This window comes from Flavobacterium sp., from assembly GCF_017744675.1.
In the GTDB taxonomy this organism is placed as follows: Bacteria; Bacteroidota; Bacteroidia; order Flavobacteriales; family Flavobacteriaceae; genus Flavobacterium.
Map to the genome: position 1 here is coordinate 963,265 of NZ_JAGIAV010000004.1, position 24,647 is coordinate 987,911.

The window sequence follows — 24,647 nt, forward strand, 5'->3', positions numbered from 1 at the left end:
AATTAGTCTATTTGTAACTTTTCTTAAAACTTTCATAATCCCAATAACACTTGTAGCTTTTATTTTAGCTGGTTTGGAATGAAATATTGGGCAGCTAAGATAAGGAGCTGTTAAGATTCGAATGTACAGCTGGATAATTAATTTCTCAGACCTCAAATACCCATAATTTTCTGCTATAACAATAAAAATAGGTAAAAAATTAAAGACATAAAAAATGCTGTTTCTCCACCGCAGACCAAAACATTTCCGCCCGACAAAGTCCAGATACTATACCCCAGCAAAATGACTGGGATTTCGGCAGGACTACCTGCTCAAAAACGTATCAGAAAACAAATCCAGCTAAAAGGCCTTAACGGCATATTTTTATTTTATTTAATTTTATTTTTATTTAATCTAAATAAAAACTAATTTTGTCCCTTAAATTTTAAATAACTATCATGAAGTCAATCTACTTACTGCTTTTTTGTGCTGCCTTCAATATCAGCATGGCACAAAATGCCAAAATCATTGGAAAACTTATTTCCGAATCTAATGAAGCTGTTTCTTATGCTTCAATCACCATTAAAAGTCTTAAAAAAAATACGGTTTCCGATGATAAAGGAAATTTTGAAATTATAAACCTAGTACCTGGAACCTATACTGTTCATTTTTCAGCTATAGGTTTTTCTGGACAAGAAAAAACTGTTGAGCTGCATGAAAACGAGAATTTTGAACTTTTAATTATCTTACAGGAAAACATCAATACACTTCAGACTGTAGAAATTACTGGAAGAAAAGAAAAGTCATACCGCAATACAAAATCTTTTATTGGAGCAAAAACAGAAATTGCTTTAAAAGATCTTCCGCAGGCTGTTTCGTATGCTACCAAAGAACTTATAGCAGATCAAGGAGCTATTCGTGTTGGTGAAGTGGTAAAAAACTTCAGCGGTGTGAGCCAGTTTACTTTTTATGATGATATATCAATTAGAGGTTTTAGAGTGAACGGAGGAAGCAATACCCAGCTGCTTAACGGTATGCGCACCTCAACAGGATTCTGGAAACAGCCTCTTGCCAACTATTTAGAGCGTGTTGAAGTTTTAAAAGGTCCATCATCAGCTTTATTTGGAAACGCGTCTCCAGGTGGGGTCTTAAACCGTGTGACTAAAAAACCACTGGATCAGGCTGCAAACAGTGTCAGTTTTTCCACAGGAAGTTTTAACACTCTTAGAGCATTAACAGACTTCACAGGTCCTCTAACTGAAGACAAATCACTTTTGTACCGTTTGAACCTGGGTTATGAAAATGCCAATTCATTTAGAGATTTACAATATGATAAGAATATTGTTGTAGCTCCTTCACTTTCCTTTCTTCCAAATGATAAGACAAGTGTAAATTTTGATTTGATTTACAGCAGTTCAAATGGAAACTTGGACAGAGGACAGTCTACTTATAAAGACAATCTGTATTCTACAAAAACTTCCAATTCATTAAATTCTACAAACGATTATTTAAAAGAGGAAACTTATGTTGTAACCACCTCATTAAATCATCAGTTTTCTGATCATTTATCATTTTCAGGATCCTATATTAGAACAGGATATAATGAAGATCTTTTAGAGCATCGCGGTGCAAATAAATATGCATCTGCGGGCGACGGAAGCGCCATTCCGACCGCAATCGAAATGCAGGTTTTTATGCGTAAACGTAAACGTTACATTGACAATCTTTCCACTTTCTTTAAGTATGAAGCCAAAACAGGCGCGTTAATTCATAATTTAATTGCAGGTTTTGATTACGCCCAAGAACAGGTTCCTTCAGGTGGTTCACAATTGACTGCTAGTGGTTACAGAAATGCGGCAAACAATGGTTTTATTGCTGTTTACAATCCTGCAAACAAAGCCAATTATTTACTGGACAGCAAAGGAAATCCAGTTCCAAACGCGGCTCATTTTGATTTGAGTAATCCTTTTGCATCACAGCAGTTAAAGGATATGAGCAAATACTTTTATGCGGCCCGCCAGATTGATCCAACATACTATTCATTATATGGAATTTACCTTCAGGACCATATTAAATTTGGTGCTTTTCAAGCTTTAATTGGTATTCGTTACGATGAATATTCGGATAAAGTAAACTTTAAAAAAGCAACAGAAACCAAAGTGAAACAGCATTCGTTTTTACCCCGCTTCGGCCTTACTTACACGCTTAATCCTAACATCAACTTATACGGAACTTATGTGCAGGGTTACAATCCTCAAACAGCTTCCACTTTAGCCAATCCAAATACAGGAGGTCCGTTTAATCCGTTGGAGAGCAACATGATCGAGTTTGGAGGAAAATCATCCTGGTTTAAAGAAAAGCTTTTTGTGACAGTGGCTCTATTCAGAATCCAGCAGAAAAACACTTTATATCCAGCAAACGATCCTATAAATCCCGACTTAATGAGATCTGTTGGTGAAGAAGAATCAAAAGGTATCGAAATTGATTTGAACGGTAATATTACACGCAATTGGAGTATTTCTGCTGCGTATACTTATAACGAAGCTTTCATTACAGAAAGTCCGATTGAAGTTGAAATTGGAAGACAAAAAGCAAATACTCCAAGACAGCAGGGTAATATCTGGACCCGATATAATTTTACCGATGGAGTTTTAAAAGATTTTGGAATTGCAATGGGATCGAACTTTGCAACAACACGTACTATGAGCCAGACCACTACAGAAACGCTTCCTGGATACACTTTGTTTAATGCTGCTTTTTACTACAACATCAACAAATTTAAAATTCAGCTGAATGCTAATAATATTCTTAACAGGACTTATTGGGTTGGAGGATATGATTATATCCGCTTATTTCCTGGAGCTCCTTCAAACTGGCTGTTAACATTGGGCTATTCGTTCTAAAAAGCATTCTTTGATATTTGAAAAAAATGCTGAAAAAATAAAAGGAATAAAACTTAAAAAAACAATAGTTTATTACACCTTTGGCTCGGACTTACCTCCGGGCTGATTGTGCTTATAATAGTAGCCCTTACAGGAAGTGTTTTGGTATTTGAAGAGGAACTTCGACATTTTTTTTATATCTCTTAAAAAACAATTTATCTATCTAAAAAAGTGATGGAAATCCCAGCGGCTTAGCAGATAAAAAAGGCAGGGAATATAATGGATATATCACCTATAACAAGGAGACTGATAAAATCAAAGAACAGATCAAACCCTCTGAGGCTCATAAAACTCAGACAGCCGTCAATTCCGATGGGAAAACTAATGAAGCAACAAAGAATATAAAAGAGCCTTTAAAATCCGGACAGACAAATCCCGATGATACAAAACAGATGGAGCAGCAAGAACAAGCAAACACGCCTATTAAATCAAAAGTGCATAAAATGTAATAAAATATGATAACAATTATTGCAAAAAAGCCAAGTGTAGCAAGGGAAATAGCCGTTATAATCGGAGCCATAGAAAAAAAGAGAGCTATCTGACAGGTAACGGCTATTTTGTTACATGGGCACTAGGCCACCTTGTAGGATTGGGTATGCCTGAGGATTATAGGATCACAGGATTTGACAAGGCATCGCTGCCGATAATCCCGGACCCATTTTTACTAACTGTCAGAAAGGTAAAAAAAGTTAAGGGCTGCTCAGCCGATATAGGAGCTTTAAAACAGCTGAAAATCATTGAAGAGCTTTTTAAAAGCAACGATAGCATTATAGCCGCAACAGATGCGGGACGAGAGGGCGAACTTATTTTCAGGTACATATATATATAAGTACCTGAAAATACAGCAAACCCTTCAAACGTCTATGGATAAGTTCCCTTACCTGAAAAGCCATAAAACAAGGTTTTAATAATCTGAGAGAAGCAGAAGAATTTGACGCATTATATCTGGCAGCCCAAGCCAGAAGCCGTGCTGACTGGCTGGTAGGGATCAACGCTACTCAAGCGCTCTCAATAATAGCTGACAATGGGATTTGTTCACTTGGAAGGGTGCAGACACCAACTCTGGCCTTGAGGGATTTTTATATCCTGATGAAAAAAAACGCCCAGCAGACCGCTGTGGAAAAAATCGAAGAAACACCTTTTGAAGAAATCCCAGACCAGGCTCCTTCCCCATACCAGACGGCTGTTTAAAATTATCCATAAAGAGCCTGACTGAAAAAGACAGCCCTTTGCAATTGCTGCAGGGCTGTCTTTTTTATATCCGGTTTACCGCCCCGAGAACAGCATTTAAATCTATACAAGACTGATATCAAGGCTTAAAAAGAATAATACTACCCGAAGGGATGGAGATTTTAAAGCGAGACCTTAAAGGCCCGGCCCAGCTTCTGCCAAAGAACACGGAACTGCCTTTGCTCGTGGAATAAGACAAAAGCATACCGGCTTTTTAATCAAAAAGATAAAGGGAAGAAATTGGTATGATGTGGATAAGGAGAATAAGTAAGAAAGTATTCCGCTCCGCGGGTGAATTCTCTTAAAGGCAGCACTGGACTTAGCAGATACTGAAACAAAAAAACTTTAAAAGGCTTCAGAAAGTCAGCTGTTTTTCAATTTTGCTAAGACAGAACAAAACAATTAAAACTTATTTGCAGCTATTCATACATCAGTGAAAAAAAATAAGTATTTTATTACTATAATTCGCTTAAAAAAAATACTGATTGCACAAAGCCAGCTAAGAAAAATGCATTTGCGCCATTTTTGACTTGTATAAATTTACTTATTCGATATACTAAAACACTTAGAAAACCATTCAAAAACTTTAAAGGAGTTAGTTAGCAAATTTGATACTCAGTAGTTTTTAGGCCACATTTCAGGGCTTATAATCAATATCCTTTCCGGATTGGCCCAATCAGAAATCGGAGCATTATCATCTCCTCAAAGACAGCTGTATTATTTGGGAGGTCTGCTGGCAACTTCAAGCGATGACAATATTGAGATACATGCAATAGATGCAGACAATGAAAGTATATGGGATGAAATCCTTAATGCAAGCGCGGACAAAAATAATGGCATTAAGGCATTTTTTCTGTACCTTTTGTCACACTCAAATAATAAAAACAAATTATTGTTATAAAATCCAATAAAATAATTTAGACTTCTACTAAACTGATAGTTACGGTGACAAATATCACACTCTAATTACGACAAATATTGTAACGTTGCAAAAAGGATAAAGGAAGTATAAGAAACCCTGTTGCTGAAGAACTGGTGAGTAATTATTTAAAAGACAAACAAATGATGTCCCACAAAATTTATGGAAAGCCAATAATAATCATCCGGAAAAATAGTTATTTCTATATTTATCATAATCAACATTTCTCATTATTTTATACTTTAACATTTAATATAATATGAAAACATTTTTTTTAAGAGTAACACTGGCAGCTGTTATATTAAGCGTCAGCTCTTGCCAGAATGGAAACAAGAAAACAAAAACTGAAAAACATGCTACAGAAGGAGCAGTTGTTAATGCTGACAGCCATGAAATTGTCACAAATTCCCTAACAGATGATAAGGGAAATACACTGGATATGGAGTTTGATAACACTGCGGGAACTGCAACTTTTGTTTTTAATATGGACACTATTCATTTAAAACAGGATACAACGGCTTCGGGCGTTCAATGCAGTAACAAGAAATATAAATTTATAGAACATCACGGCGAAGTGACTTTAACTAAAGATGGCAATATTATTTTTGCGAAGAAATAAGTAAAAACTCTAATTAAAAGCGCACAGGTTCACAAACTGCCTGAGGCTTTTTATTCCTGTCATTGAACCACAGATTGAAAATCTTGAAGAGTGGGACTTTAAAAACAAAAATAAAACCTAAGAAAATTCAGCAATATTTTGTCATGTTGCTGTCAAAACGCCAAATGGCGCCAATTTAAGACAATTAGCGCCATTTTCTTATTTAAACTATTGGGTAAGGTAACTTTGAATTATTTTTGTTTTTATTTTCTTGAATTTTACTAAACTTGTCTTCTACTTCTAATAATTCGATCTGATTTATAAATTGGCATATGATCACATCACCATTATATTTTTCGATTATAATTCTTGCAAAACATAGACAAAAAATTAGTGGAAGTGATACCTTTTTTGCTACAAAAAGCTAGACTATGTAAGGCAATAATGAAAATGAAAAATGGAAAATTACTCCTGAGAAAGCACTTAAAATGTTAGCCGATGAGGGCATGAATGTTACACTGGATAAGGCAACGGAAATACTATCTATTTTAAGACTTATGGCAGAAATTACAGTGAAGAAATTTCTAAAAGATCCAAAAAGAACTGAAATTGCAGAAGAGGATGTACTAGCTGAAAAAAATGAAACTCCAACTAAAAGTTAGCAGAAACAAAATGTCTCTACCGAAGGAAAAATTTATTGCAGTACTTATAATTTTTTAAATAATAATTTTTAAGCAAAGATTCTACATTCAGCATTAATGAATAAAAATATCATATTAGTTAAATAAAGCATCAAAATTTATGGCAGAATCCTGGCACATTTATTTTTGGAGTTGGTACTTTTTACAGCAAAAAGCTAAGGGATTTTCAAAAGACTTGACATTTGGGAAGTATTAAAAATTAAAATTATTAATAATAAAAAAATATTCATATCATTTACAATGAAATTACACAGAACAATATAACTGAATATTAACTAGTTAAACATCAAAAAAGCAGCAATCAAAATTCCGGTGCAGAATCGGTGCACTAAGGTTTAAGACATTTTAAAATCCTAGCATATAAGCGGGTTGAGCGATTAAGTTCGATCCTGCTCTCCTCTTGCGGGCTATTATCTATCGATTCTTATGATTATACTTCAATGCTTCTGATTCGATTTCTAGTATTGTTTTCTTTTTCCCTTTAGAAATCCATTCTAAAAGTTCTTCTTCAAAAAAATAGAGTTTTTTACCATATTTATAACAAGGAATTTTTCTCTGTCTTACAAGAGCGTAAATCGTGGGCTTTGCTTTGCCTACCAGCCGGCTTGCTTCTTCAATGCCGATGGGATTGCTTTTTGCTTTAGATTCAAATACCTGCACATTCTGAATCAAAAGTTTAATCTCTGCAATTTCTTTCGCTAAGTATGATACTGCTTTAGGCAGGTCTTCAAAAGAGATATTATTGATGTCCATAACTATCGTTTTTAATCGTTATGGTACAAATGAAAAAAGTGTTTTTGCTGTGTCCTGATATACAACAAAAACACTTAAAAAACACTGTGGTTTTGTAACTATTTCATTTTAAAAATGATTAAAATCTTCTCTTATCTTAATAAGCCCTTTCTGTTCCTCGTCTTTGAGATGCGTTTTAATGCTGTTCTCCTCCACATCTTTTAAAGCGTCAGCAAAAGTCAGTTTTAAAAATTGCGCGGCTCTGTCCTGTCTGCTTACTTTAAAATAATTCCAGATATTCCAGCCAAAATGATACAAATCTAAATTGGACAGATCTTTCACTTTTAAAGGTTTAATCTTTTCAAAATTTATTTCTTCAGCATATATGATTATATTATTACTCAATTGTTTTAAATCATCATCCGACGCATACATTGCAAACTCTTGCTGTGCATAACGGATCACTGTATCAATTCTGGCTTGTTTCTGATCTTTGAATGCATTTTGCCTCTCTTTCCTTATCTGTTCAATATCGATGGCTGAATTTTTATCTTCAGACCAACCTGTTTTAGTTAAAGTATTCTGTTTTTGCTCTTCAATTTTTTCAAGTTTTTCATTTGGAATCCAGTTTTCAGGCGATTCATTTTTTTTTGCCTTTTTAAAACGTTTTAGTGCTCTTTCAGCCAAATCATTTATAAATAAACTTAGAATTGCAAACATTAAAACTCCAAATCCTGTGCTGATCCAAAAGAAAACACCCGCCGTATATTCATCCGCACCTTTTTCCAACAGCACCATTCTTCCAATTATGCCGACTAAGAAACAGACTAAAAACACAGACAGGTAAACTACAATATATTCGAAGTACTTTATTTTCATTACTCTTTTTTCTTTAAAGATACCAATTGTATTGCTTCTGATGCTTTGTTTTTCTTTTCGTCTATTACTTTTGCATAGATTTGAGTAGTTTTTATGTTGGTATGCCCCAGCATTTTACTGACCGTATAAATATCTGTCCCGCTCGATAGCTGTAGTGTTGCAAATGTATGGCGGAAGCAATGGAAGGTGATATTTTTTTTAATGCCTGCAGATTCAACCCATTTTTTCAGCGGACGTGAAATCCATGACGGGTCCATCAGATCCTCAAAAATAAGTTGCCCTGGAAGCCTCGGTTCTCCGCAGAGTTGAAAAGCCTGCTCGGAAATAGGCATGTATTCCACACCTCTTGTCTTTTTCTGCGTGAAATGCAGTTTCACTTTACCATCTTCCAGACTAATCTCTTTCCAGCGGAGCTTCTGAATGTCGGAATGCCTAAGTCCTGTAAGCGCTGAGAAAAGCGCTGCTCTTTTAAGGACGTCTTTTTCACAAGTTGTTGATACCAGTACATTCAATTCTCCAAATGTAAGATATTCACGTCTTGATTCCTGCTCCGGGATGCCTTTTATTTTTGAAGATAAATCAACAGTTAGATATCCGTCGATAAACGCCTGTTTCAAAGCCGCCTTAAATATGGAGAAATACGTTCTCGCAGTGTTGCGGGAAATGGTTCCTTTTTTAGTTCCGCCACATGGAGCTGATAATAAAAATATTTTAAAATCTTCAGCCATTCTGGTGCCAATCTGGGAAAAAATCAGGCTGCCTGCCGAATAGCTCTTTAAAAATTCTCCAGTCCGCTCCCAATGAATCTGAATGGATTTTGAACTTTGGGCGTGTCTTTTAGATGCCACAGTAGATACATACTTAATAAAATCCTCTTTTCCTTTCTCTTTCTGTTCAGCCATTCGGCTCTCAACATCACTGTACAGATCTGTATTATCGTATTCTTTCTGCCGAATTTTTCGCACTCCGTCAGCATACAGCATTGTCTCTCGGTCGCTTTCGCTTCTACAGAATATTATTCCGTTATCGCTTCGTTTAGGTTTGTAAGATTTTCGCCCCTCTTCATCTGTGCGGGAAATTCTTTTTTTGTCCCATTCCACTGTTGTTACAATTCTGTTCAAATATTCACGGACTCTCCGGGGAGTTTTCTTTCCGAAAACCTCTACAGGATAGCTTTCTATGTAAACATACCATTCTTTTCTGTGTTCTGCTTTTCTAAGACGAACAGTCACTTTGGTTTTTGCTAATTGTTTCATATAAAATCATTTCCGTTATACAAGTTATCAATTTCGCTTTTTGGAGCATATACATGTTTTCCAATCTGTCTGGTCGGGATTGAATATTTTCTAATATGGCTGTAAACAGAACCTTCAGATACTTGAAATCTCTCAGCTATTTCTCCGATAGAATAACAGTCCTCTTTTTCAAGGCTATATAATTTTTTCCTCGATCCGCTTTCAGTCTGCGGCAGGCTTCGTGCAGAGCCGAACATCCCTTCCATAACTCTGCGGTCAATTCTTATAAGGCGGGTTCCCAGATTAGCTGACGGAATTTTTCCTTGATCGATTAGCCGGTAAAGGGATTTATTGGTAATGCCAAAAAGCATGCCAGCTTCAGGAACAGAAATAAATGCCCTGTTCTCGGGTATTTTATCCGTAAGCGCTTTGAGCTCCTCTTCAATTTTAAGCTGTTTCATCTTCTGTTTGTAGGCTTTTTTACTACATACATGCGAGCAGTAGACAGAAGTCACGGTTTTAGGCAGAAATTCCCCCCCGCAGTTAAGACATTGTTTTTTAGTTCTTTTCATCGTCTTTGTCTCCTCATTAAGGTACCATAAGGGTACATAAGTTCCACTTTGTCTCCTTTTAAGTGACAGGTACAAATATGGTACAAATATATGATAAAAAACGATTAAAAAACAGCACCATTAAAAAAGACCCCAAAAGAAAAAGCGCTGTAAACATTAAGTTTACAGCGCTTTAGCACTTATTATTAACTGATGTTAATCAGTACTTACTTGACTTCTTCGAATTCAACGTCTTCAACATTGTCTCCAGAAGACTGCTCTTGTTGTGGAGCAGCTTGTTGTCCTTCACCTCCTTGAGCGTACATTGCTTCTGTAGCTGTTTTCCAAGCTGCATTTACATTGTCTAATCCTTTTTGGATTGCGTCAAGATCTTGAGATTGGTGAGCCATTCTCAATTCAGTTAAAGCATATTCGATAGCTGTTTTTTGCTCGTCTGTCAATTTATCTCCTAACTCTTTCAATTGAGATTCAGTTTGGAAAATAGTACTGTCAGCTTCGTTTAATTTCTCAGCTCTTTCTTTTGCGATTCTGTCAGCATCAGCGTTAGCTTCGGCATCTTTTTTCATTTTTTCGATTTCTTCAGCTGTTAATCCAGAAGAAGCTTCGATACGGATATCGTGAGATTTTCCTGTTCCTTTGTCAGTTGCAGAAACTTTGATGATACCATTAGCATCGATATCGAAAGTTACTTCGATTTGAGGAACTCCTCTTGGTGCTGGTGGAATACCGTCTAAGTGGAAACGACCGATAGTTTTGTTATCTACAGCCATTGCTCTTTCTCCTTGCAATACGTGGATTTCAACAGATGGTTGAGAATCTGCAGCAGTAGAGAATACTTGAGATTTTTTAGTTGGGATAGTTGTGTTAGCCTCAATTAATTTAGTTAATACACCACCCATAGTTTCGATACCTAAAGAAAGAGGAGTTACGTCAAGTAACAATACATCTTTTACATCTCCAGATAAAACTCCACCTTGAATAGCAGCTCCAATAGCCACAACCTCATCAGGGTTAACTCCTTTAGAAGCTTTTTTACCGAAGAATTTCTCTACCTCGTCAGCGATTCTTGGCATACGAGTAGAACCTCCTACAAGGATTACTTCGTCGATATCAGATGTAGATAAACCTGCATCTTTTAATGCTTTAGCAACTGGCTCCATAGAACGTTTTACTAAAGAATCAGATAATTGCTCAAATTTAGCTCTAGTTAATTTTTTAACTAAGTGTTTTGGTCCAGAAGCAGTAGCAGTTACGTATGGTAAGTTGATTTCTGTTTCAGCAGAAGATGATAATTCAATCTTAGCTTTCTCAGCAGCTTCTTTCAAACGCTGTAATGACATTGGATCTAAACGTAAATCAATTCCTTCTTCAGATTTGAATTCGTCAGCTAACCAGTCAATAATAACTTGGTCAAAATCATCACCACCTAAGTGAGTATCACCGTTTGTAGATAATACTTCAAATACACCGTCTCCTAATTCAAGAACAGAGATATCAAAAGTACCTCCACCTAAATCGTAAACAGCAATTTTTTGATCATTTCCTTTTTTATCTAATCCGTAAGCAAGTGCAGCAGCAGTTGGCTCGTTGATGATACGCATAACTTTAAGACCAGCAATCTCTCCAGCTTCTTTTGTAGCTTGACGTTGAGCATCGTTAAAGTATGCAGGAACTGTAATAACTGCCTCAGTTACTGTTTGACCTAAATAGTCTTCAGCAGTTTTTTTCATTTTTTGAAGTGTCATTGCAGACAATTCTTGAGCAGTGTATAAACGACCGTCAATATCCACACGTGGAGTATTGTTGTCACCTTTTACCACTTTGTAAGGAACTCTTTTTGCTTCTCCTTCAGTTTCAGCAAAAGTGTGTCCCATAAAACGTTTAATAGAAGCAATCGTTTTTGTAGGATTCGTTACTGCTTGTCTTTTTGCAGGATCACCTACTTTAATTTCTCCACCTTCAACAAAAGCGATGATAGATGGTGTAGTTCTTTTTCCTTCTGCGTTAGGGATAACAACTGCTTCGTTACCTTCCATTACAGAAACACAAGAGTTCGTCGTACCTAAGTCAATTCCGATTATTTTACCCATTTTTTATATATTTAATTTTTGATTTAATTTTAATAACTCAGGTGGCATAAGTCAATCTTTGTGCCAATATAAAAAACCAAATAAAATTGTCAGTTTTAGCGTCAATGCCCTAAAATTCATCTGACAACATGACATTTTTATAACCTGACATTGATGGCATAACCAATTTTATATGTCATTAAAACACTAAATTATCATTTGATAAAATAAATGTAACTTTACTAATTCGACTGATCTTCAATCAAAAACTAAAAAAAATGACTTCAGATATCCTTACCACAACACCAGATTCAGAAATTGTAACCACACGAATTTTGAATTTCCCGCAAGAACTTGTTTTTAAAGCATGGAGCACGCCCGAACATTTAAAAAATTGGTGGGGACCGAAAGGTTTTACGAATACTTTTCATGAGTTTAATTTTTGCGAAGGCGGAAAATGGAGCTTTATCATGCATGGTCCAGAAGTTGGAAATTATGCCAACGAATGTGAATTCATCAAAATAGAAAAACCGAATCTTATTGCATGGAAACGCCATTCGAAACCCCTCTTTCAAATCTTAACCACTTTTGAAACGGTTGCCGAAAACCAGACCAAAGTAGTTTTTAAAATGCTTTTTGAAACAGAAGAAGAATGCCAGAAACTAAAGCCGTATGTTGTAGATAAAAACGAAGAAAACTTTGATAAATTGGAAGTTGAATTAGCGAAAATGGCATTGTAAAAAATCGGCAAAAGAAACATAGCAAGATTTGGATTTTCTAGCATCCTAAAACTTATGATTTTTGCTTAAAAAAATTATGAAAGCAAACTTTAAAATCCTGCCTTTAAATCATATGGAATTTTCAGGCATTTTCGAATTAAGTGATTTAGAACTAGAAAAAATTGGCGCCATTAAAATGACCGTTGATAAATTTCCTGGATTTCCTTGCAGGATAAGTCTAGAAGATGCAGAAATAGGTGAAGAAGTTATTCTTTTGCCATACAAACATCATAAAACAGACTCGCCTTATCAAGCAAGCGGAGCAATTTTTATTCGAAAAAGAACCAATACACCAATATTCAAAAACAACGAAATACCAAAAATGCTCAATCATCGATTGCTTTCGCTACGCGGTTATGATGAAAACGGCATAATGAAGGAAACGGCTGTTATAGAAGGAAATCTACTTAAAGAACAGATTTTCAAATTTTTTGAAAACGAAAAAATAGAATACATCCACATTCATAACGCAAGACCTGGCTGCTATAACTGTTTAGTCGAAAGAGCTTAATTCTTTTCTGTAAAATGAAATCCTGAAAATTGGAAAACAGTAAAAAAATATGCACGCATAGTAATTTTATACTATTCGTGTATTTTTTATTCGTAATTTCGGATTTTCAATAAATACAATATTAAAATGGCTTCATTTACAAAAGAAATATCTTTTCGCTGGTCAGATCTTGACCCTAATTTTCACGTTCGTCATAGCGCTTATTACGATTTTGGCGCACAGCATCGTATCGAAATTCTAGAAGAATTGGGTTTAACTTTAAAAGTAATGCAAACACAGGGTTTTGGTCCTGTTTTATTTAGAGAGGAATGCGTTTTTAGAAAAGAATTAAAACTTTCTGACAAAATATTCATTCATACTAAAACTTCAAAAATGAAAGCCGATGCTTCTCGCTGGTCAATCGTACATGAATTTAGAAGAGAAGACGATACGCTTTGCGCAACAATTACAGTTGACGGAGCATGGATGGACACAAAATTGAGAAAACTTGCTTCTCCAACGCCAGAAATTGCAATTCAAGCTTTGAGCATTTTCCCTAAAAGTGATGATTTTGTCGGATTATAAAACGACACTACTTTACAAAAAATCCCAAAAATATTTTAAATCTTGTTTTTGGGATTTTTTCTCTCAACCAAAACTTATTTTGTTATTCAAACTTTAACCCAAAGTTTACTTTTTCAAAAGTAGTACTGCAGGAAACTGCAAATCTTCCTATATTTAAAGTTCCAAAGATACCTCCTACCGAATGTCCCGAATAAAATCCGCCAGCTGAAAATCGGCGAACCTGATATTTTAAAGCTATATCATTTACTCTAGAACTCAACTGTCCAAATGCAATCACACGTGGGATAATTTCATAACTTCCAAAGATTTTGGGAACCAGTTTTTTGTAGTAATCAAAACTTTCATCGGTCTCATAATCAATTATTGAGGAATGCAGGTTTTCTAAGTTTCCGCCGATATACGTATTCTCAGAAAAATGCCATGAGATACTAAAACCTGTAAAAGTTCCCTCATATCCGCTTCTAGAATCTACATAACCTATACCTATCGTAGCTCTAAATTTATCGCAAATTTTTCCGATGTAAGCTACATAAGTGCGGTCAATTTCAGATTTGTCAATTCCAGCACCAAAAATGATATCATCTTCACACATCGTAAGAGCATACTGAAAATAAGCTGAATATTGATCTTGATTTGCCGCAACAACGCTCCGGCCTTTATCAAGATCTATATTTGGAGAAATTAAAGTCGAGTTTATAACGGCGAAATCAAAAGTATTGAGTTCTTGGGCAAATGTGGGGACTGTGAGCAGGAGCAAAAGTATCGTTGTTTTCATAATACTATTATTTAAGGCTTACAACATTTCTAGTACTAATTTACATCTATTTTTCCTACTAATAACAGAAGTTCTTTGAAGTGCCATATTACTCGTTAAAACACATTATTTTCATAATCAGCACCATTTAATCGATAAAAACTCAAAAAATGATCGATTATTAACACTAAAAACTGCGAAACCTTTTTGAAAGCTTTTTTTCTGATAACTTTAAGATTTTAAGCTTTGTTTTAAAAATGGTTCGGTTTAACTTTATAAATCATAAAAATAAAAGCCTCCAAAATGAAAATCTTGAAACTATTATTTATACTAATTCCTTTATTAAGTATTGGCCAGCAAGGAAATATGAAAGCACTAGATATTAATTTAAGTAATTACGAATATCCCTTTCCTGTTCATTTTATCGAACTAAGCAACCAGCGCCAAAACCTAAAAATGAGTTATATGGATATTATTCCTGAAAACTACAATCAGAAAAATATTGTTTTACTGCACGGAAAAAATTTCAATGGCGCGTATTGGGAAACAACCATTAAAGCTTTGGTAAAAGAAGGCTATCGTGTAATTGTTCCAGATCAAATTGGATTCGGAAAATCGACAAAGCCAGACAACTTTCAATACACTTTTCAGCAATTAGCCCAAAACACCAAAAAACTTTTAGATCATTTAGGCATTCAAAAAACTACTGTTTTAGGGCATTCTATGGGCGGAATGCTTGCAACTCGCTTTGCATTGATGTATCCAGAAACAACAGAAAAATTAGTTTTAGAAAATCCGATTGGTTTGGAAGATTGGAAATTAGTCGTTCCCTACAAACCTGTTGACTGGTGGTACGAATCGGAATTGAAACAGAATTACGAAAGTATCAAGCAATACCAAATGTCCAATTATTATGACGGAAAATGGAATGCCGATTATCAAAAATGGGCCGAACTTGGCGCAGGCTGGACAACCGCACCAGATTATGACCGAGTTGCCTGGAATTCTGCTCTCTTGTACGATATGATTTTTACACAACCTGTTTTGTATGAATTTAAAAATATCAAATGCCCAACTTTATTGATTATCGGAACAAGAGATAGAACGGCTTTAGGAAAACCATTGGTTTCGGAAGAAGTGAGAAAAACAATGGGAAATTACGCTGAGTTGGGCAAGAAAACACAAAAAGCAATTCCGAATGCAAAACTGGTAGAAATTCCCAACACTGGACATTTGCCACATATCGAATCTTTTGATTCGTTTATAAAATCATTAATCGTATTTTTGAAATGATATTTTTTTTCGCCACGACTCGTGCGATAGCAAACAGGCGAAGCAATTCACAAATTTTTATTCCTATATGGATTAAAAAATAATTCTTGGCTCGAGCGAAAGCGAAGCAATTCACGAATTATTTTTAAGGTGATTTTTTTAATAAAAATTCGTGAATTCGTGGTGAAAATTTTTTAACAATCTAAAAACTAAAATTATGTTTACAATAGAACAAATAAAAGAAGCTCATGCAAAAGTAAAATCAGGTGCTGATTTTCCAAATTATATTCAAGATCTTATCATTTTAGGCGTAAAAGGCTACGACACTTTTGTACATGACGGAAGCACAGTTTACTACGGCTTAAACAATTACACTGCCGCGGCTGAAGAAAAATATCCAGAAATTAAAGTGGCTGATTTTCCAAATAAAGAACTTTTTATCGAAAACTTGGTAAAACATCAGCATGGAGAAACCGATTATATGACATTCTGCAATCATTGCGCACAAGCCGGAATTGCAAAATGGCGTGTTGATATTGTTGAAATGACTTGCACTTATTTTGATAAATCGGAACACGAAATTTTAATCGAAAAAATTCCTGTTTAATCACTTTAAAATTTATGACTATTTTCAACCAAAACGACCAAACCATTTTAAAAAGAAGCCTTTTAGTTTTCCTTTTAGTTTTTTCTTTCTCTGGCTTTTCACAGAAAAAAGAAAATCCAAAATTTAAAGTCATTGCTTTTTATACCGCCAAAAACGATCAGGCGCATATCAGTTTTGTGCATGAAGCGAATAAATACTTTCCAAAACTGGCAGAAAAGAATCATTTTCAGTACGATTCAACCAGCAATTGGGATAATTTAAACGCTAAGTTTTTGGCAAAATATCAGATTGTTTTGTTTTTAGACACACGACCTGAGAAAAAAGAACAGCGCGAAGCTTTCCAGAAATACATGGAAAACGGTGGAGGTTTTATCGGCTTTCATTTCTCGGCATTTGCCTTAAACAATTCAACTTATCCGCAAGATTGGAACTGGTACCATAATACATTCTTAGGTTCTGGCGAATACGGAAGCAATACTTGGCGCCCAACTTCGGCAGTTTTACGAGTTGAAAATTCGCATCCTGTAACCAAAAATTTACCCAAAACCTTTTCTTCTGCTCCAAACGAATGGTACAGATGGTCGAACGATTTAACCAAAAATCCAGACATTGAAATTTTACTGGCTATTGACGAATCTAGCTTTCCTTTAGGAACTGGTCCAAAAGCGCACGAAATCTGGCATAGCGGTTATTATCCTGTCGTTTGGACCAATAAAAAATACAAAATGCTATACGTAAACATGGGACACAATGATATCGACTATGAAGGCGGCACAAACAAAACCCTATCATACACTTTTGAAAACAAAACACAAAGTCAGTTAATATTAAACACCTTGCTTTGGCTTGGAAACTCAAAGAAAAAATAAAAATGGCTACAATTTCTCCACTAATCACTGCGCAAGAATTGCTTGAATTAAGCGCTTCAAAAATCATTTTAGTCGATGCCCGAGCTGGCGCAAATACTTTTGAAAACTATCAAAAAGAACATTTAAAAGGTGCTCGGTTTGTTGATTTAAATCGTGATTTGGCCAATATTCCCGAAAACCCTGCAAATGGAGGAAGACATCCTTTGCCTTCTCCTGAAGAATTTGCAGAAACACTTTCTGTTTTAGGAATTTCACCTGCAGATCATGTTGTGGTTTATGATGATAAAAATGGCTCCAACTTTGCAGCCAGATTCTGGTGGATGATGCGCGCCATTGGACATGAAAAAATTCAGGTTTTAAACGGCGGTTATCAAGCGGCTATTCAAGCTAGTTTTCCAACAAATTCTGGAATTGAGACTTTTGAAAAAACAGTGTACCCTTTGCAAGAATGGAAATTAGCTTTAGCAGATATAGAAGAAGTCGAAAAAGCTCGTAAAAACGACCAGAATATCGTAATCGATGTTCGTGATAAAAATCGCTATGATGGGTTAACAGAACCTCTGGATTTAATTGCCGGACATATTCCTGGCGCTGTCAATGTTCCGCTAACTGAAAATTTAGACAAAAACGGATTGTTTAAATCAACCGATGAATTGGCAGCTAAATACAAAGCCGTAATTGGAGACAAAAAATCAGAAAATACAATTGTACATTGCGGTTCGGGTGTTACAGCTTGCCACACCTTGCTAGCAATGGACTACGCCGGACTTCCAATTCCGAAATTATATGTCGGATCTTGGAGCGAATGGTCTAGAAACGACCGCGAAATGGCGTTAAAAGAGAATCAATAATATTTAAAATAACACAATGCAACACTGGGATATACTTTTGTCAAATCAAGTAAATAAAAAAGCTTTTATAGACGCTTTACTTGCAGGCGAAGCAAAAGGAGATTTAGCCGTTTTTAATAACCAAAAAGGAATTCTTTTCTCTGACATTGCGATCGAGAAATTCATCGAAAAAGAGTTTCAATACGATAGCGTTGAAGCTTCAACAACTTCAAATAGACAATTGCGAACTTTTTCTTCTGGCGAACGCAAAAAAGAGTTCTTGCGTTACTGCATTGACCAAAAACCCGATTTTATCATTTTTGATAATCCGTTCGATCATTTAGATCAAGCTTCTCGAGTTGTTTTGGCCGAATCTTTACAGAAATTAACCGATTCTATTGCAATTATTCAGTTATTGAATCGAACTGTCGATATCTTAGATTTCGTTCCAAATAAAGCCTTAATAAAAGACAATACGTTCGAATTGCATCCTTTTGTAAAAACCGAAAATCATTTTAAAACGCTAAATACTGCAACAATTCCGAAAGCTACAGAAACACATTCTTTTGAAAATAATGAACTAATAAAACTCGACGAAGTTTCTGTAAGCTATGAAGAACGCAAAATCCTAAACAAGATTTCGTGGACAGTAAAACAAGGCGAATTCTGGCAATTAATTGGTCCGAATGGTTCTGGAAAAAGCACCATTTTATCCTTAATTACAGGAGACAATCCAAAAGGTTTTGGACAAAATTTATTTTTATTTGGAAGGAAAAAAGGAACAGGAGAAAGTGTTTGGGAAATCAAAAAACAAATCGGGATCTTCACCACTTCTATGACCGATTTATTTCAAAAAGGTCACACGCTAGAACAAATGATTTTATCAGGATTCTTTGATTCTATCGGATTGTATACAGAACCAACAACGCATCAAAAGCAAATTGTAAATCAGTGGTTGGAAGTGATTGAAATGACGCATTTAAGAAAAAAGCGTTTCATTGATCTTTCCATCGGACAGCAGCGTGTGGCCTTAATTGTTCGTGCTGTTTTAAAACATCCACCATTATTAATTCTAGACGAACCCGTTGAAGGTTTAGACGATGAAAATGTAGATTTAGTGATTCAATTAATCAATACCATCAAACAAGAAACAAACGTAAGCATTATTTACGTTTCACATCGAATTGAACAAGGCCTTGCTCCTACTTCTGTTTTCGAACTTTTGCCATCAGAAACAGGATCAATCGGAAAAATAAAATATCATTCAGAGTTGAATTAGAAAATTTGGCAATTTGGCAATTAGAAAATTAGATAATTGCCAATCATAACACAAAGCATATCTGTAGAGGCGCACTGCAGTTCGTCTTCGCAACGAATATCCGCACAGGGGTTCAACAATAAAATTAAAATATCATTCGGAATTAAATTAAATGAAAACAAAATTTGCCATATTTCTTATTCTACAATTAATAATGATTTCGTGTTCTAGCACGATTTCAACAACAAAAAAAGAATATACCTTAAGCCATTCAAAAGAACTAAAATCAGATTGGACAATCAATTCTAAAGAATGGATTCTAAAAAATGATACTCTTACCGGAAATGGTTCTCTTTCGCCTTGGGGCGTTTTAGTTTCTAAAAAACAGCTTCCAGAGAATTATGAAATCGATTTGAAAGTCAACATGACCAAAGAATCTTTATTTGAAATCATGCTCAATCTGGATAAGGGAAAATACATTAGAACTTACTTATATCAAATTGATAAAAACATAGTAATTGGTGACGGCGTTTATGATAAAAAAGACGATTCGTACGGCAAACGAGGCGGAAAAACCTTGTTTAAAAAACCAATGGAATTAGAAAACAACAAATGGTATGCGGTAAAAATTAAAGTTTTAAACAGTCAATTGTACTTTTCTGTAGACAACAAAACAACTTTAGAATGCTCCCTTGAAAAAAGCAATCTAAACCAAAAGGGAAAATTAGGATTCATAACTAACGGAGAAGTCAAAATAACCGAACTAAAAATTAAATCTGTTTCAAATTAGTTAATTTGAGAATGTGTCAATTAGAAAATTATAACACAACGTATATCTGTAGAGGCGCACTGCAGTGCGTCTCCGCAACGAATATCCACAATACGTTAGACGCACTGCAGTGCGCCTCTACAGAATATCGGATCGAATAAATTAAGGTAAATAAAAAAAGCTCCATTTTGGAGCTTTTTTTATTTTTATGTAAAGAAAGGAAATTATCTAATTGACAAATTCCCTAATTATCTAATTACAACTCGTCTTCAACATTATGCGACTTCACATAATTCTGCCATTTCTCGATACAATCCTTAAAATCTTGAGGAAGTTCGGTATCAAAACGCATCATTTCGCCAGTAGTTGGATGAACAAATCCAAGCGTTTTAGCATGCAGCGCCTGACGTGGCAAAGCTTTAAAACAATTTTCTATAAACTGTTTGTATTTGGTAAAAGTCGTTCCTTTCAAAATCAAATGTCCGCCGTAACGCTCGTCATTAAATAACGGATGTCCGATGTGTTTCATATGCGCACGAATCTGGTGTGTTCTTCCCGTTTCCAGTTTACAAGAAACCAAAGTTACATAACCAAAACGCTCCAAAACTTTATAGTGTGTAATGGCAGGTTTCCCAATTTCTGGATCATCAAAAACAGCCATTTGCATACGATCTTTCAAATGTCTGGCAAGATTTCCTTCAATTGTACCGCTGTCTGCCACAACATTTCCCCAAACTAGAGCAATATACTCACGTTCCGTTGTTTTAGCTTCAAATTGTTTGGCCAAATGCGTCATTGCAGCTTCTGTTTTAGCCACAACCAAAAGTCCAGAAGTATCTTTATCAATTCGGTGAACCAAACCTGGGCGTTCACTGCTATTCATTGGCAGATTTTCAAAATGAAACGCCAAAGCATTTACCAAAGTCCCAGTATAATTGCCATGGCCTGGGTGTACTACCAATCCCGGCGGTTTATTGATAAGCAAAAGTGCATCATCTTCATAAACGATATCCAACGGAATATCTTCAGGATCTACCCTATTTTCAAATGGAGGATGCGACAACATAACCGTTATCACATCAAAAGGTTTTACTTTGTAATTTGATTTTACTGGAATATCATTCACGAAAATGTTTCCGTTCGTAGCCGCATTCTGAATTTTATTTCTCGTGGCATTCGGAATCAAATACATTAAATATTTGTCAATACGCAAAAACGCTTGACCTTTTGGGACTTCAAATCTGTAGTGCTCAAATAATTCGTCTTCCAGATCTAAATTTTCTTCAATATTATTGTTCATCAGCTGGGGTTTCTGCAGGCACCGCAGTACTATCTGTTGCCTGACTTTCATCTACATAACTTGCTTTTCCGTCTCCTAAAACCAAATCAATTTTAGAAGCTTTAAGCACTCTGTCTCCTACTTTTAAGTTTCTTCCTTTGTAACGCATTTCCAAAACCATATCTTTTCCAAGGTTCGGAATATACGTAATCGTTCCTGGCTCAAGACCTAATGCCTTCAACGTTGGCACAGCTTCACGATACGTTTTCTCGATTAAATCTGGAATTTTCACAGAAGAAAAACCAGAGGCATTAATCTTGATATAAATTTTTCTACCCACTTTTACCATCGTTCCCGGCAGCGGATCTTGCTCAACAACACTATATTTTGGGTATTCACTTCTGTAATCAACACTGTCCAAAAGAACGTAATCTAAATCTAGTTCGTCCAATTTTTGTTCTACTTGCTCTTCAGTCAATTTAGACAAATTCGGAACCGCAATTTCGTGTCCATGATCTGTTGTAAAAGTTAACCAATGCATAAATAAATAACCAATAACCGCGATAATGGCAGCGGCCGCAAGCAATTGCAAGAAAAAAACTCGGCTTGTTAAATACTGACGTAAACTCATAAATTTATTTTTAATAGCGACAAAGATAAAGTATTTCGTTTCAAAAAAAATGATAATTTTGTTTAAAACAAAGAACTCTTGGAATTTGGAATTTCAAAATCTGATTTTTTATTTTTCAGGAGCTGTTTCCTGCTGTCCGCTGTATCTTTTCCCTGCTAAAGAAGCAGAAAAAAGGATGCCGCTCACATCAGGGCTAGGGCACTCGGTTTCATAACAACGTTATTTAATAGAAATTAGTGCAATTTTATTCTCGAGAAGATTATAACCATATAGTTTGTCTTCCTGAGCGAAGTCGAAGGATTTGCATTTAAATAAGACAATCTTTGTAGAGCTACTTGCGAAGATTTCTCCTTCGTCGAAATGACAATATTGAGAGAAAATCTTTTTAATCTGTGCAATCAGTGGCAAAAGATAAAGAAATTCGTGAATTCGTGGCAGAAAAACTTGAAACATTAAACTTGAAACAATTTAAAAAATAAAAATATACAATGAAAAACATTGCCATTATCATGGGCGGCTATTCTAGCGAATACAAGATTTCTTTAATCAGCGGAAATGTCGTTTATCAATATCTTGACAAAACAAAATACAACGGATTCCGCATTCACATTTTCAAAGAAAAATGGGTTTATGTTGACCAAAACGACGCCGAATTCCCAATCGATAGAAATGATTTTTCAGTAACGGTAAATGGCGAAAAAATCACATTTGACTGTGTTTTCAACGCTATTCACGGAACTCCAGGAGAAGACGGATTAATGCAAGCTTATTTTGAATTAATCGGTCTACCGCAATCTTCTTGCGATTATTACCAAGCCGCTCTAACATTCAACAAAAGAGATTTACTGTCTGTTTTAAAACCATACGGAATCAAAACAGCAGTTTCATATTATTTAAACAAAGGAGACGAAATCAATACAGCCGAAATCGTTAAAAAAGTCGGACTTCCTTGTTTCGTAAAACCAAACAAAGCAGGTTCAAGTTTCGGAATCTCAAAAGTAAAAACAGAAGCCGAACTTCCAATTGCGATTGAAGTAGCTTACAAAGAAGACAACGAAATCATTATTGAAAGTTTCCTTGACGGAACCGAAGTTTCTGTTGGGGTAATTAACTACAAAGGCGAAATCAAAGTGTTGCCAATTACAGAAATTGTATCAGACAATGATTTCTTCGATTACGAAGCAAAATATGAAGGAAAATCGCAAGAAATAACGCCAGCAAGAATCTCTGACGAAATGACCAGAAAAGTGGGCGAAACAGCAAAACGCGCTTACGAAGTTTTAAAAATGAAAGGTTTCTCAAGAAGCGAATTCATCATTGTAAACGACGAACCACACATGTTGGAAATGAACACCATTCCAGGTTTAACAACAGAGAGTTTGATTCCGCAACAAGCAAAAGCAGCCGGAATTTCTCTAGAAGATTTATTTACAAATGCAATTGAACTAGCTTTAAGATAGATGCTAAGATACTGAGGTGCTAAGACTCTAAGTTTTAGCACCTCATTTTTTTCAAGCTAAGCGAAGTCGAAGCCCAGTCTTCTAAAAACTTAGCCCCTTAGAATCTCAGAACCTTAGAACCTAAAAAAAAATGCGAAAAGCCATATTCCCTGGATCATTTGACCCAATCACACTTGGACACGAAGATATTATCAAAAGAGGAATTCCTTTATTTGACGAAATTGTAATTGCCATTGGTGTCAATGCCGAAAAAAAATACATGTTTTCATTAGAAGAAAGAAAACGCTTTATCGAAGAAACTTTCAAAGACGAACCAAAAGTCACGGTCATCACTTATGAAGGATTAACTATCGATTTGGCAAAAAAAGAAAAAGCCAATTTCATTTTAAGAGGTTTACGCAATCCAGCCGATTTCGAATTCGAAAAAGCCATTGCACATACCAATAGAAAACTTTCCAAAATAGAAACCGTTTTCTTGCTGACAGCTGCAAGTACTTCTTTTATCAGTTCGAGCATTGTACGTGACGTATTGCGTCATGGAGGTGAATACGAAATGCTGGTTCCTGATGCTGTTAGAGTTAAGAAATAAAGAACTAACCAAAATCTAAATCTCACAAATTAATGACATTACCTAAAACAATCATCTTTTTTTTTCTACTAACTTTCTGTAACACTTCTTTCAGTCAAAAATATTTTGGTCAAATAGTAACAACGAAAAACGACACTTTGAGTGTTGAAATAAAACTTGATGCTTCATCTTTCAATGTTAACCGATTAATTTATTTACAAGATAAAATTTCAGTTATAGAAGATGGAGTCACTAAAACTTATTTACCAAAAGATTTAAAAAGTTTTAAAATTAGACTAGAAAAAGAAGTAGTTCCTTTTGAAAGTGTTGATGAATCATTGTTTGCTCAAATTCTCTATTCAAACAAAATAAAACTTTATAAGATATTAGACAAAATATCTCATAGCCACATTATTAGATTATACATCATAAAAAAAGTAAACGATAAAAATTACTACAAAATGCCTGCAATGGGTCTTAGCAGACTAATTACAAAAGATGCCATGTTACCAGCAATTGAAGATTGTAAAGTCTCTTATGAAAAAATTAAAAATGACGAGATCAAAATTAAAGATGAAAAAATACTTGTAGAATTTATCAAAGATTATGAACGCGATTGTTTTTAAAAACTACTTAGCAA

Annotated in this window: 24 protein-coding genes and 3 pseudogenes; 19 read left to right on the forward strand and 8 right to left on the reverse strand. The window is 35.2% G+C overall.

Features of this window, described 5'->3' with window-relative positions; all coding sequences use genetic code 11:
• Positions 1 to 437 precede the first annotated feature (437 nt).
• From J7574_RS14365 to J7574_RS14390, 7 genes and pseudogenes are all read left to right on the forward strand, one after another.
• On the forward strand, positions 438 to 2,882 hold the full coding sequence (locus J7574_RS14365) for a TonB-dependent receptor (RefSeq protein WP_290969721.1): 2,445 nt from the start codon (positions 438 to 440) through the stop codon (positions 2,880 to 2,882).
• 72 nt (positions 2,883 to 2,954) lie between these two features.
• Positions 2,955 to 3,044 (forward strand): annotated as a pseudogene (locus J7574_RS23185) (hypothetical protein); the annotation flags it as partial.
• Positions 3,045 to 3,109: 65 nt separating this feature from the next.
• Positions 3,110 to 3,370 (forward strand): annotated as a pseudogene (locus tag J7574_RS14370) (hypothetical protein); the annotation flags it as partial.
• A gap of 6 nt (positions 3,371 to 3,376) precedes the next feature.
• A pseudogene (locus J7574_RS14375) lies at positions 3,377 to 3,992 on the forward strand (DNA topoisomerase); the annotation flags it as partial.
• A gap of 826 nt (positions 3,993 to 4,818) precedes the next feature.
• Entirely contained in the window at positions 4,819 to 5,052 is a 234-nt protein-coding gene (locus J7574_RS14380; RefSeq protein WP_290969724.1) for a hypothetical protein, read from the forward strand.
• Between the two features lie 277 nt (positions 5,053 to 5,329).
• Entirely contained in the window at positions 5,330 to 5,689 is a 360-nt protein-coding gene (locus J7574_RS14385) for an MliC family protein (protein ID WP_290969727.1), read from the forward strand.
• A 467-nt stretch (positions 5,690 to 6,156) separates the two neighbouring features.
• Positions 6,157 to 6,330: a hypothetical protein gene (locus J7574_RS14390; RefSeq protein ID WP_290969730.1), complete on the forward strand. Its 174-nt coding sequence runs from the start codon at positions 6,157 to 6,159 to the stop codon at positions 6,328 to 6,330.
• Between the two features lie 453 nt (positions 6,331 to 6,783).
• Here the strand turns inward: J7574_RS14390 and J7574_RS14395 are convergent, their stop codons facing one another.
• From J7574_RS14395 to dnaK, 5 genes are all read right to left on the reverse strand, one after another.
• Positions 6,784 to 7,122: a helix-turn-helix domain-containing protein gene (locus J7574_RS14395; protein ID WP_290969733.1), complete on the reverse strand. Its 339-nt coding sequence runs from the start codon at positions 7,120 to 7,122 to the stop codon at positions 6,784 to 6,786.
• Between the two features lie 108 nt (positions 7,123 to 7,230).
• On the reverse strand, positions 7,231 to 7,980 hold the full coding sequence (locus tag J7574_RS14400) for a hypothetical protein (RefSeq protein ID WP_290969736.1): 750 nt from the start codon (positions 7,978 to 7,980) through the stop codon (positions 7,231 to 7,233).
• Positions 7,980 to 9,236, reverse strand: coding sequence for a site-specific integrase (locus J7574_RS14405; RefSeq protein WP_290969739.1), 1,257 nt, complete (start codon positions 9,234 to 9,236; stop codon positions 7,980 to 7,982). Before J7574_RS14405 ends, J7574_RS14400 begins: the two co-directional genes overlap by 1 nt.
• Entirely contained in the window at positions 9,233 to 9,787 is a 555-nt protein-coding gene (locus J7574_RS14410; protein ID WP_290969742.1) for a helix-turn-helix domain-containing protein, read from the reverse strand. Before J7574_RS14410 ends, J7574_RS14405 begins: the two co-directional genes overlap by 4 nt.
• 206 nt (positions 9,788 to 9,993) lie before the next feature.
• Positions 9,994 to 11,877, reverse strand: a complete 1,884-nt coding sequence (gene dnaK / locus J7574_RS14415) for a molecular chaperone DnaK (protein ID WP_290969745.1) — start codon at positions 11,875 to 11,877, stop codon at positions 9,994 to 9,996.
• Between the two features lie 257 nt (positions 11,878 to 12,134).
• Here dnaK and J7574_RS14420 point away from each other — a divergent pair, with 257 nt between their 5' ends.
• The 3 genes from J7574_RS14420 (at position 12,135) to J7574_RS14430 (ending at position 13,710) form a co-directional block, all read left to right on the forward strand.
• On the forward strand, positions 12,135 to 12,596 hold the full coding sequence (locus J7574_RS14420) for an SRPBCC family protein (protein WP_290969748.1): 462 nt from the start codon (positions 12,135 to 12,137) through the stop codon (positions 12,594 to 12,596).
• Positions 12,597 to 12,672: 76 nt separating this feature from the next.
• Entirely contained in the window at positions 12,673 to 13,146 is a 474-nt protein-coding gene (locus J7574_RS14425; RefSeq protein WP_290969751.1) for a DUF1203 domain-containing protein, read from the forward strand.
• A gap of 126 nt (positions 13,147 to 13,272) precedes the next feature.
• Positions 13,273 to 13,710, forward strand: a complete 438-nt coding sequence (locus J7574_RS14430; protein WP_290969754.1) for a thioesterase family protein — start codon at positions 13,273 to 13,275, stop codon at positions 13,708 to 13,710.
• An 82-nt stretch (positions 13,711 to 13,792) separates the two neighbouring features.
• Here J7574_RS14430 and J7574_RS14435 read toward each other — a convergent pair whose 3' ends face one another.
• Positions 13,793 to 14,485, reverse strand: a complete 693-nt coding sequence (locus J7574_RS14435) for a hypothetical protein (RefSeq protein ID WP_290969756.1) — start codon at positions 14,483 to 14,485, stop codon at positions 13,793 to 13,795.
• Between the two features lie 282 nt (positions 14,486 to 14,767).
• On the opposite strand from J7574_RS14435, the gene J7574_RS14440 reads away from it, so the two are divergent.
• The 6 genes from J7574_RS14440 to J7574_RS14465 all read left to right on the forward strand — a co-directional run bounded on the left by J7574_RS14440 (position 14,768) and on the right by J7574_RS14465 (position 20,090).
• Positions 14,768 to 15,757, forward strand: a complete 990-nt coding sequence (locus J7574_RS14440; protein ID WP_290969759.1) for an alpha/beta hydrolase — start codon at positions 14,768 to 14,770, stop codon at positions 15,755 to 15,757.
• A 196-nt stretch (positions 15,758 to 15,953) separates the two neighbouring features.
• The gene (locus J7574_RS14445; RefSeq protein WP_290969761.1) at positions 15,954 to 16,343 is read left to right on the forward strand and encodes a DUF1398 family protein; all 390 of its coding nucleotides are present in this window, start codon (positions 15,954 to 15,956) and stop codon (positions 16,341 to 16,343) included.
• A 14-nt stretch (positions 16,344 to 16,357) separates the two neighbouring features.
• Positions 16,358 to 17,212 carry a ThuA domain-containing protein gene (locus J7574_RS14450; protein WP_290969764.1) on the forward strand — a complete coding sequence of 285 codons (855 nt, stop codon included), beginning with the start codon at positions 16,358 to 16,360 and terminating at the stop codon, positions 17,210 to 17,212.
• 2 nt (positions 17,213 to 17,214) lie between these two features.
• The gene (locus J7574_RS14455; protein ID WP_290969766.1) at positions 17,215 to 18,063 is read left to right on the forward strand and encodes a sulfurtransferase; all 849 of its coding nucleotides are present in this window, start codon (positions 17,215 to 17,217) and stop codon (positions 18,061 to 18,063) included.
• Between the two features lie 16 nt (positions 18,064 to 18,079).
• Positions 18,080 to 19,321 carry an ATP-binding cassette domain-containing protein gene (locus J7574_RS14460; protein WP_290969769.1) on the forward strand — a complete coding sequence of 414 codons (1,242 nt, stop codon included), beginning with the start codon at positions 18,080 to 18,082 and terminating at the stop codon, positions 19,319 to 19,321.
• A gap of 151 nt (positions 19,322 to 19,472) precedes the next feature.
• Positions 19,473 to 20,090, forward strand: coding sequence for a hypothetical protein (locus J7574_RS14465; protein WP_290969772.1), 618 nt, complete (start codon positions 19,473 to 19,475; stop codon positions 20,088 to 20,090).
• Positions 20,091 to 20,325: 235 nt separating this feature from the next.
• Here J7574_RS14465 and J7574_RS14470 read toward each other — a convergent pair whose 3' ends face one another.
• A complete protein-coding gene (locus tag J7574_RS14470) occupies positions 20,326 to 21,369 on the reverse strand; it encodes an RluA family pseudouridine synthase (RefSeq protein ID WP_290969775.1) in 1,044 nt (347 codons plus the stop codon).
• Positions 21,359 to 21,979 carry a PASTA domain-containing protein gene (locus tag J7574_RS14475; RefSeq protein ID WP_290969778.1) on the reverse strand — a complete coding sequence of 207 codons (621 nt, stop codon included), beginning with the start codon at positions 21,977 to 21,979 and terminating at the stop codon, positions 21,359 to 21,361. The genes J7574_RS14470 and J7574_RS14475 overlap by 11 nt, the downstream gene beginning before the upstream one ends.
• A 488-nt stretch (positions 21,980 to 22,467) precedes the next feature.
• Between J7574_RS14475 and J7574_RS14480 the strand changes: the two genes are divergently transcribed.
• The 3 genes from J7574_RS14480 to J7574_RS14490 all read left to right on the forward strand — a co-directional run bounded on the left by J7574_RS14480 (position 22,468) and on the right by J7574_RS14490 (position 24,633).
• Positions 22,468 to 23,439 carry a D-alanine--D-alanine ligase gene (locus tag J7574_RS14480; RefSeq protein ID WP_290969781.1) on the forward strand — a complete coding sequence of 324 codons (972 nt, stop codon included), beginning with the start codon at positions 22,468 to 22,470 and terminating at the stop codon, positions 23,437 to 23,439.
• Between the two features lie 130 nt (positions 23,440 to 23,569).
• A complete protein-coding gene (gene coaD / locus J7574_RS14485; protein WP_008462795.1) occupies positions 23,570 to 24,028 on the forward strand; it encodes a pantetheine-phosphate adenylyltransferase in 459 nt (152 codons plus the stop codon).
• Between the two features lie 32 nt (positions 24,029 to 24,060).
• A complete protein-coding gene (locus J7574_RS14490) occupies positions 24,061 to 24,633 on the forward strand; it encodes a hypothetical protein (RefSeq protein WP_290969789.1) in 573 nt (190 codons plus the stop codon).
• The last annotated feature ends 14 nt before the right edge of the window (positions 24,634 to 24,647 follow it).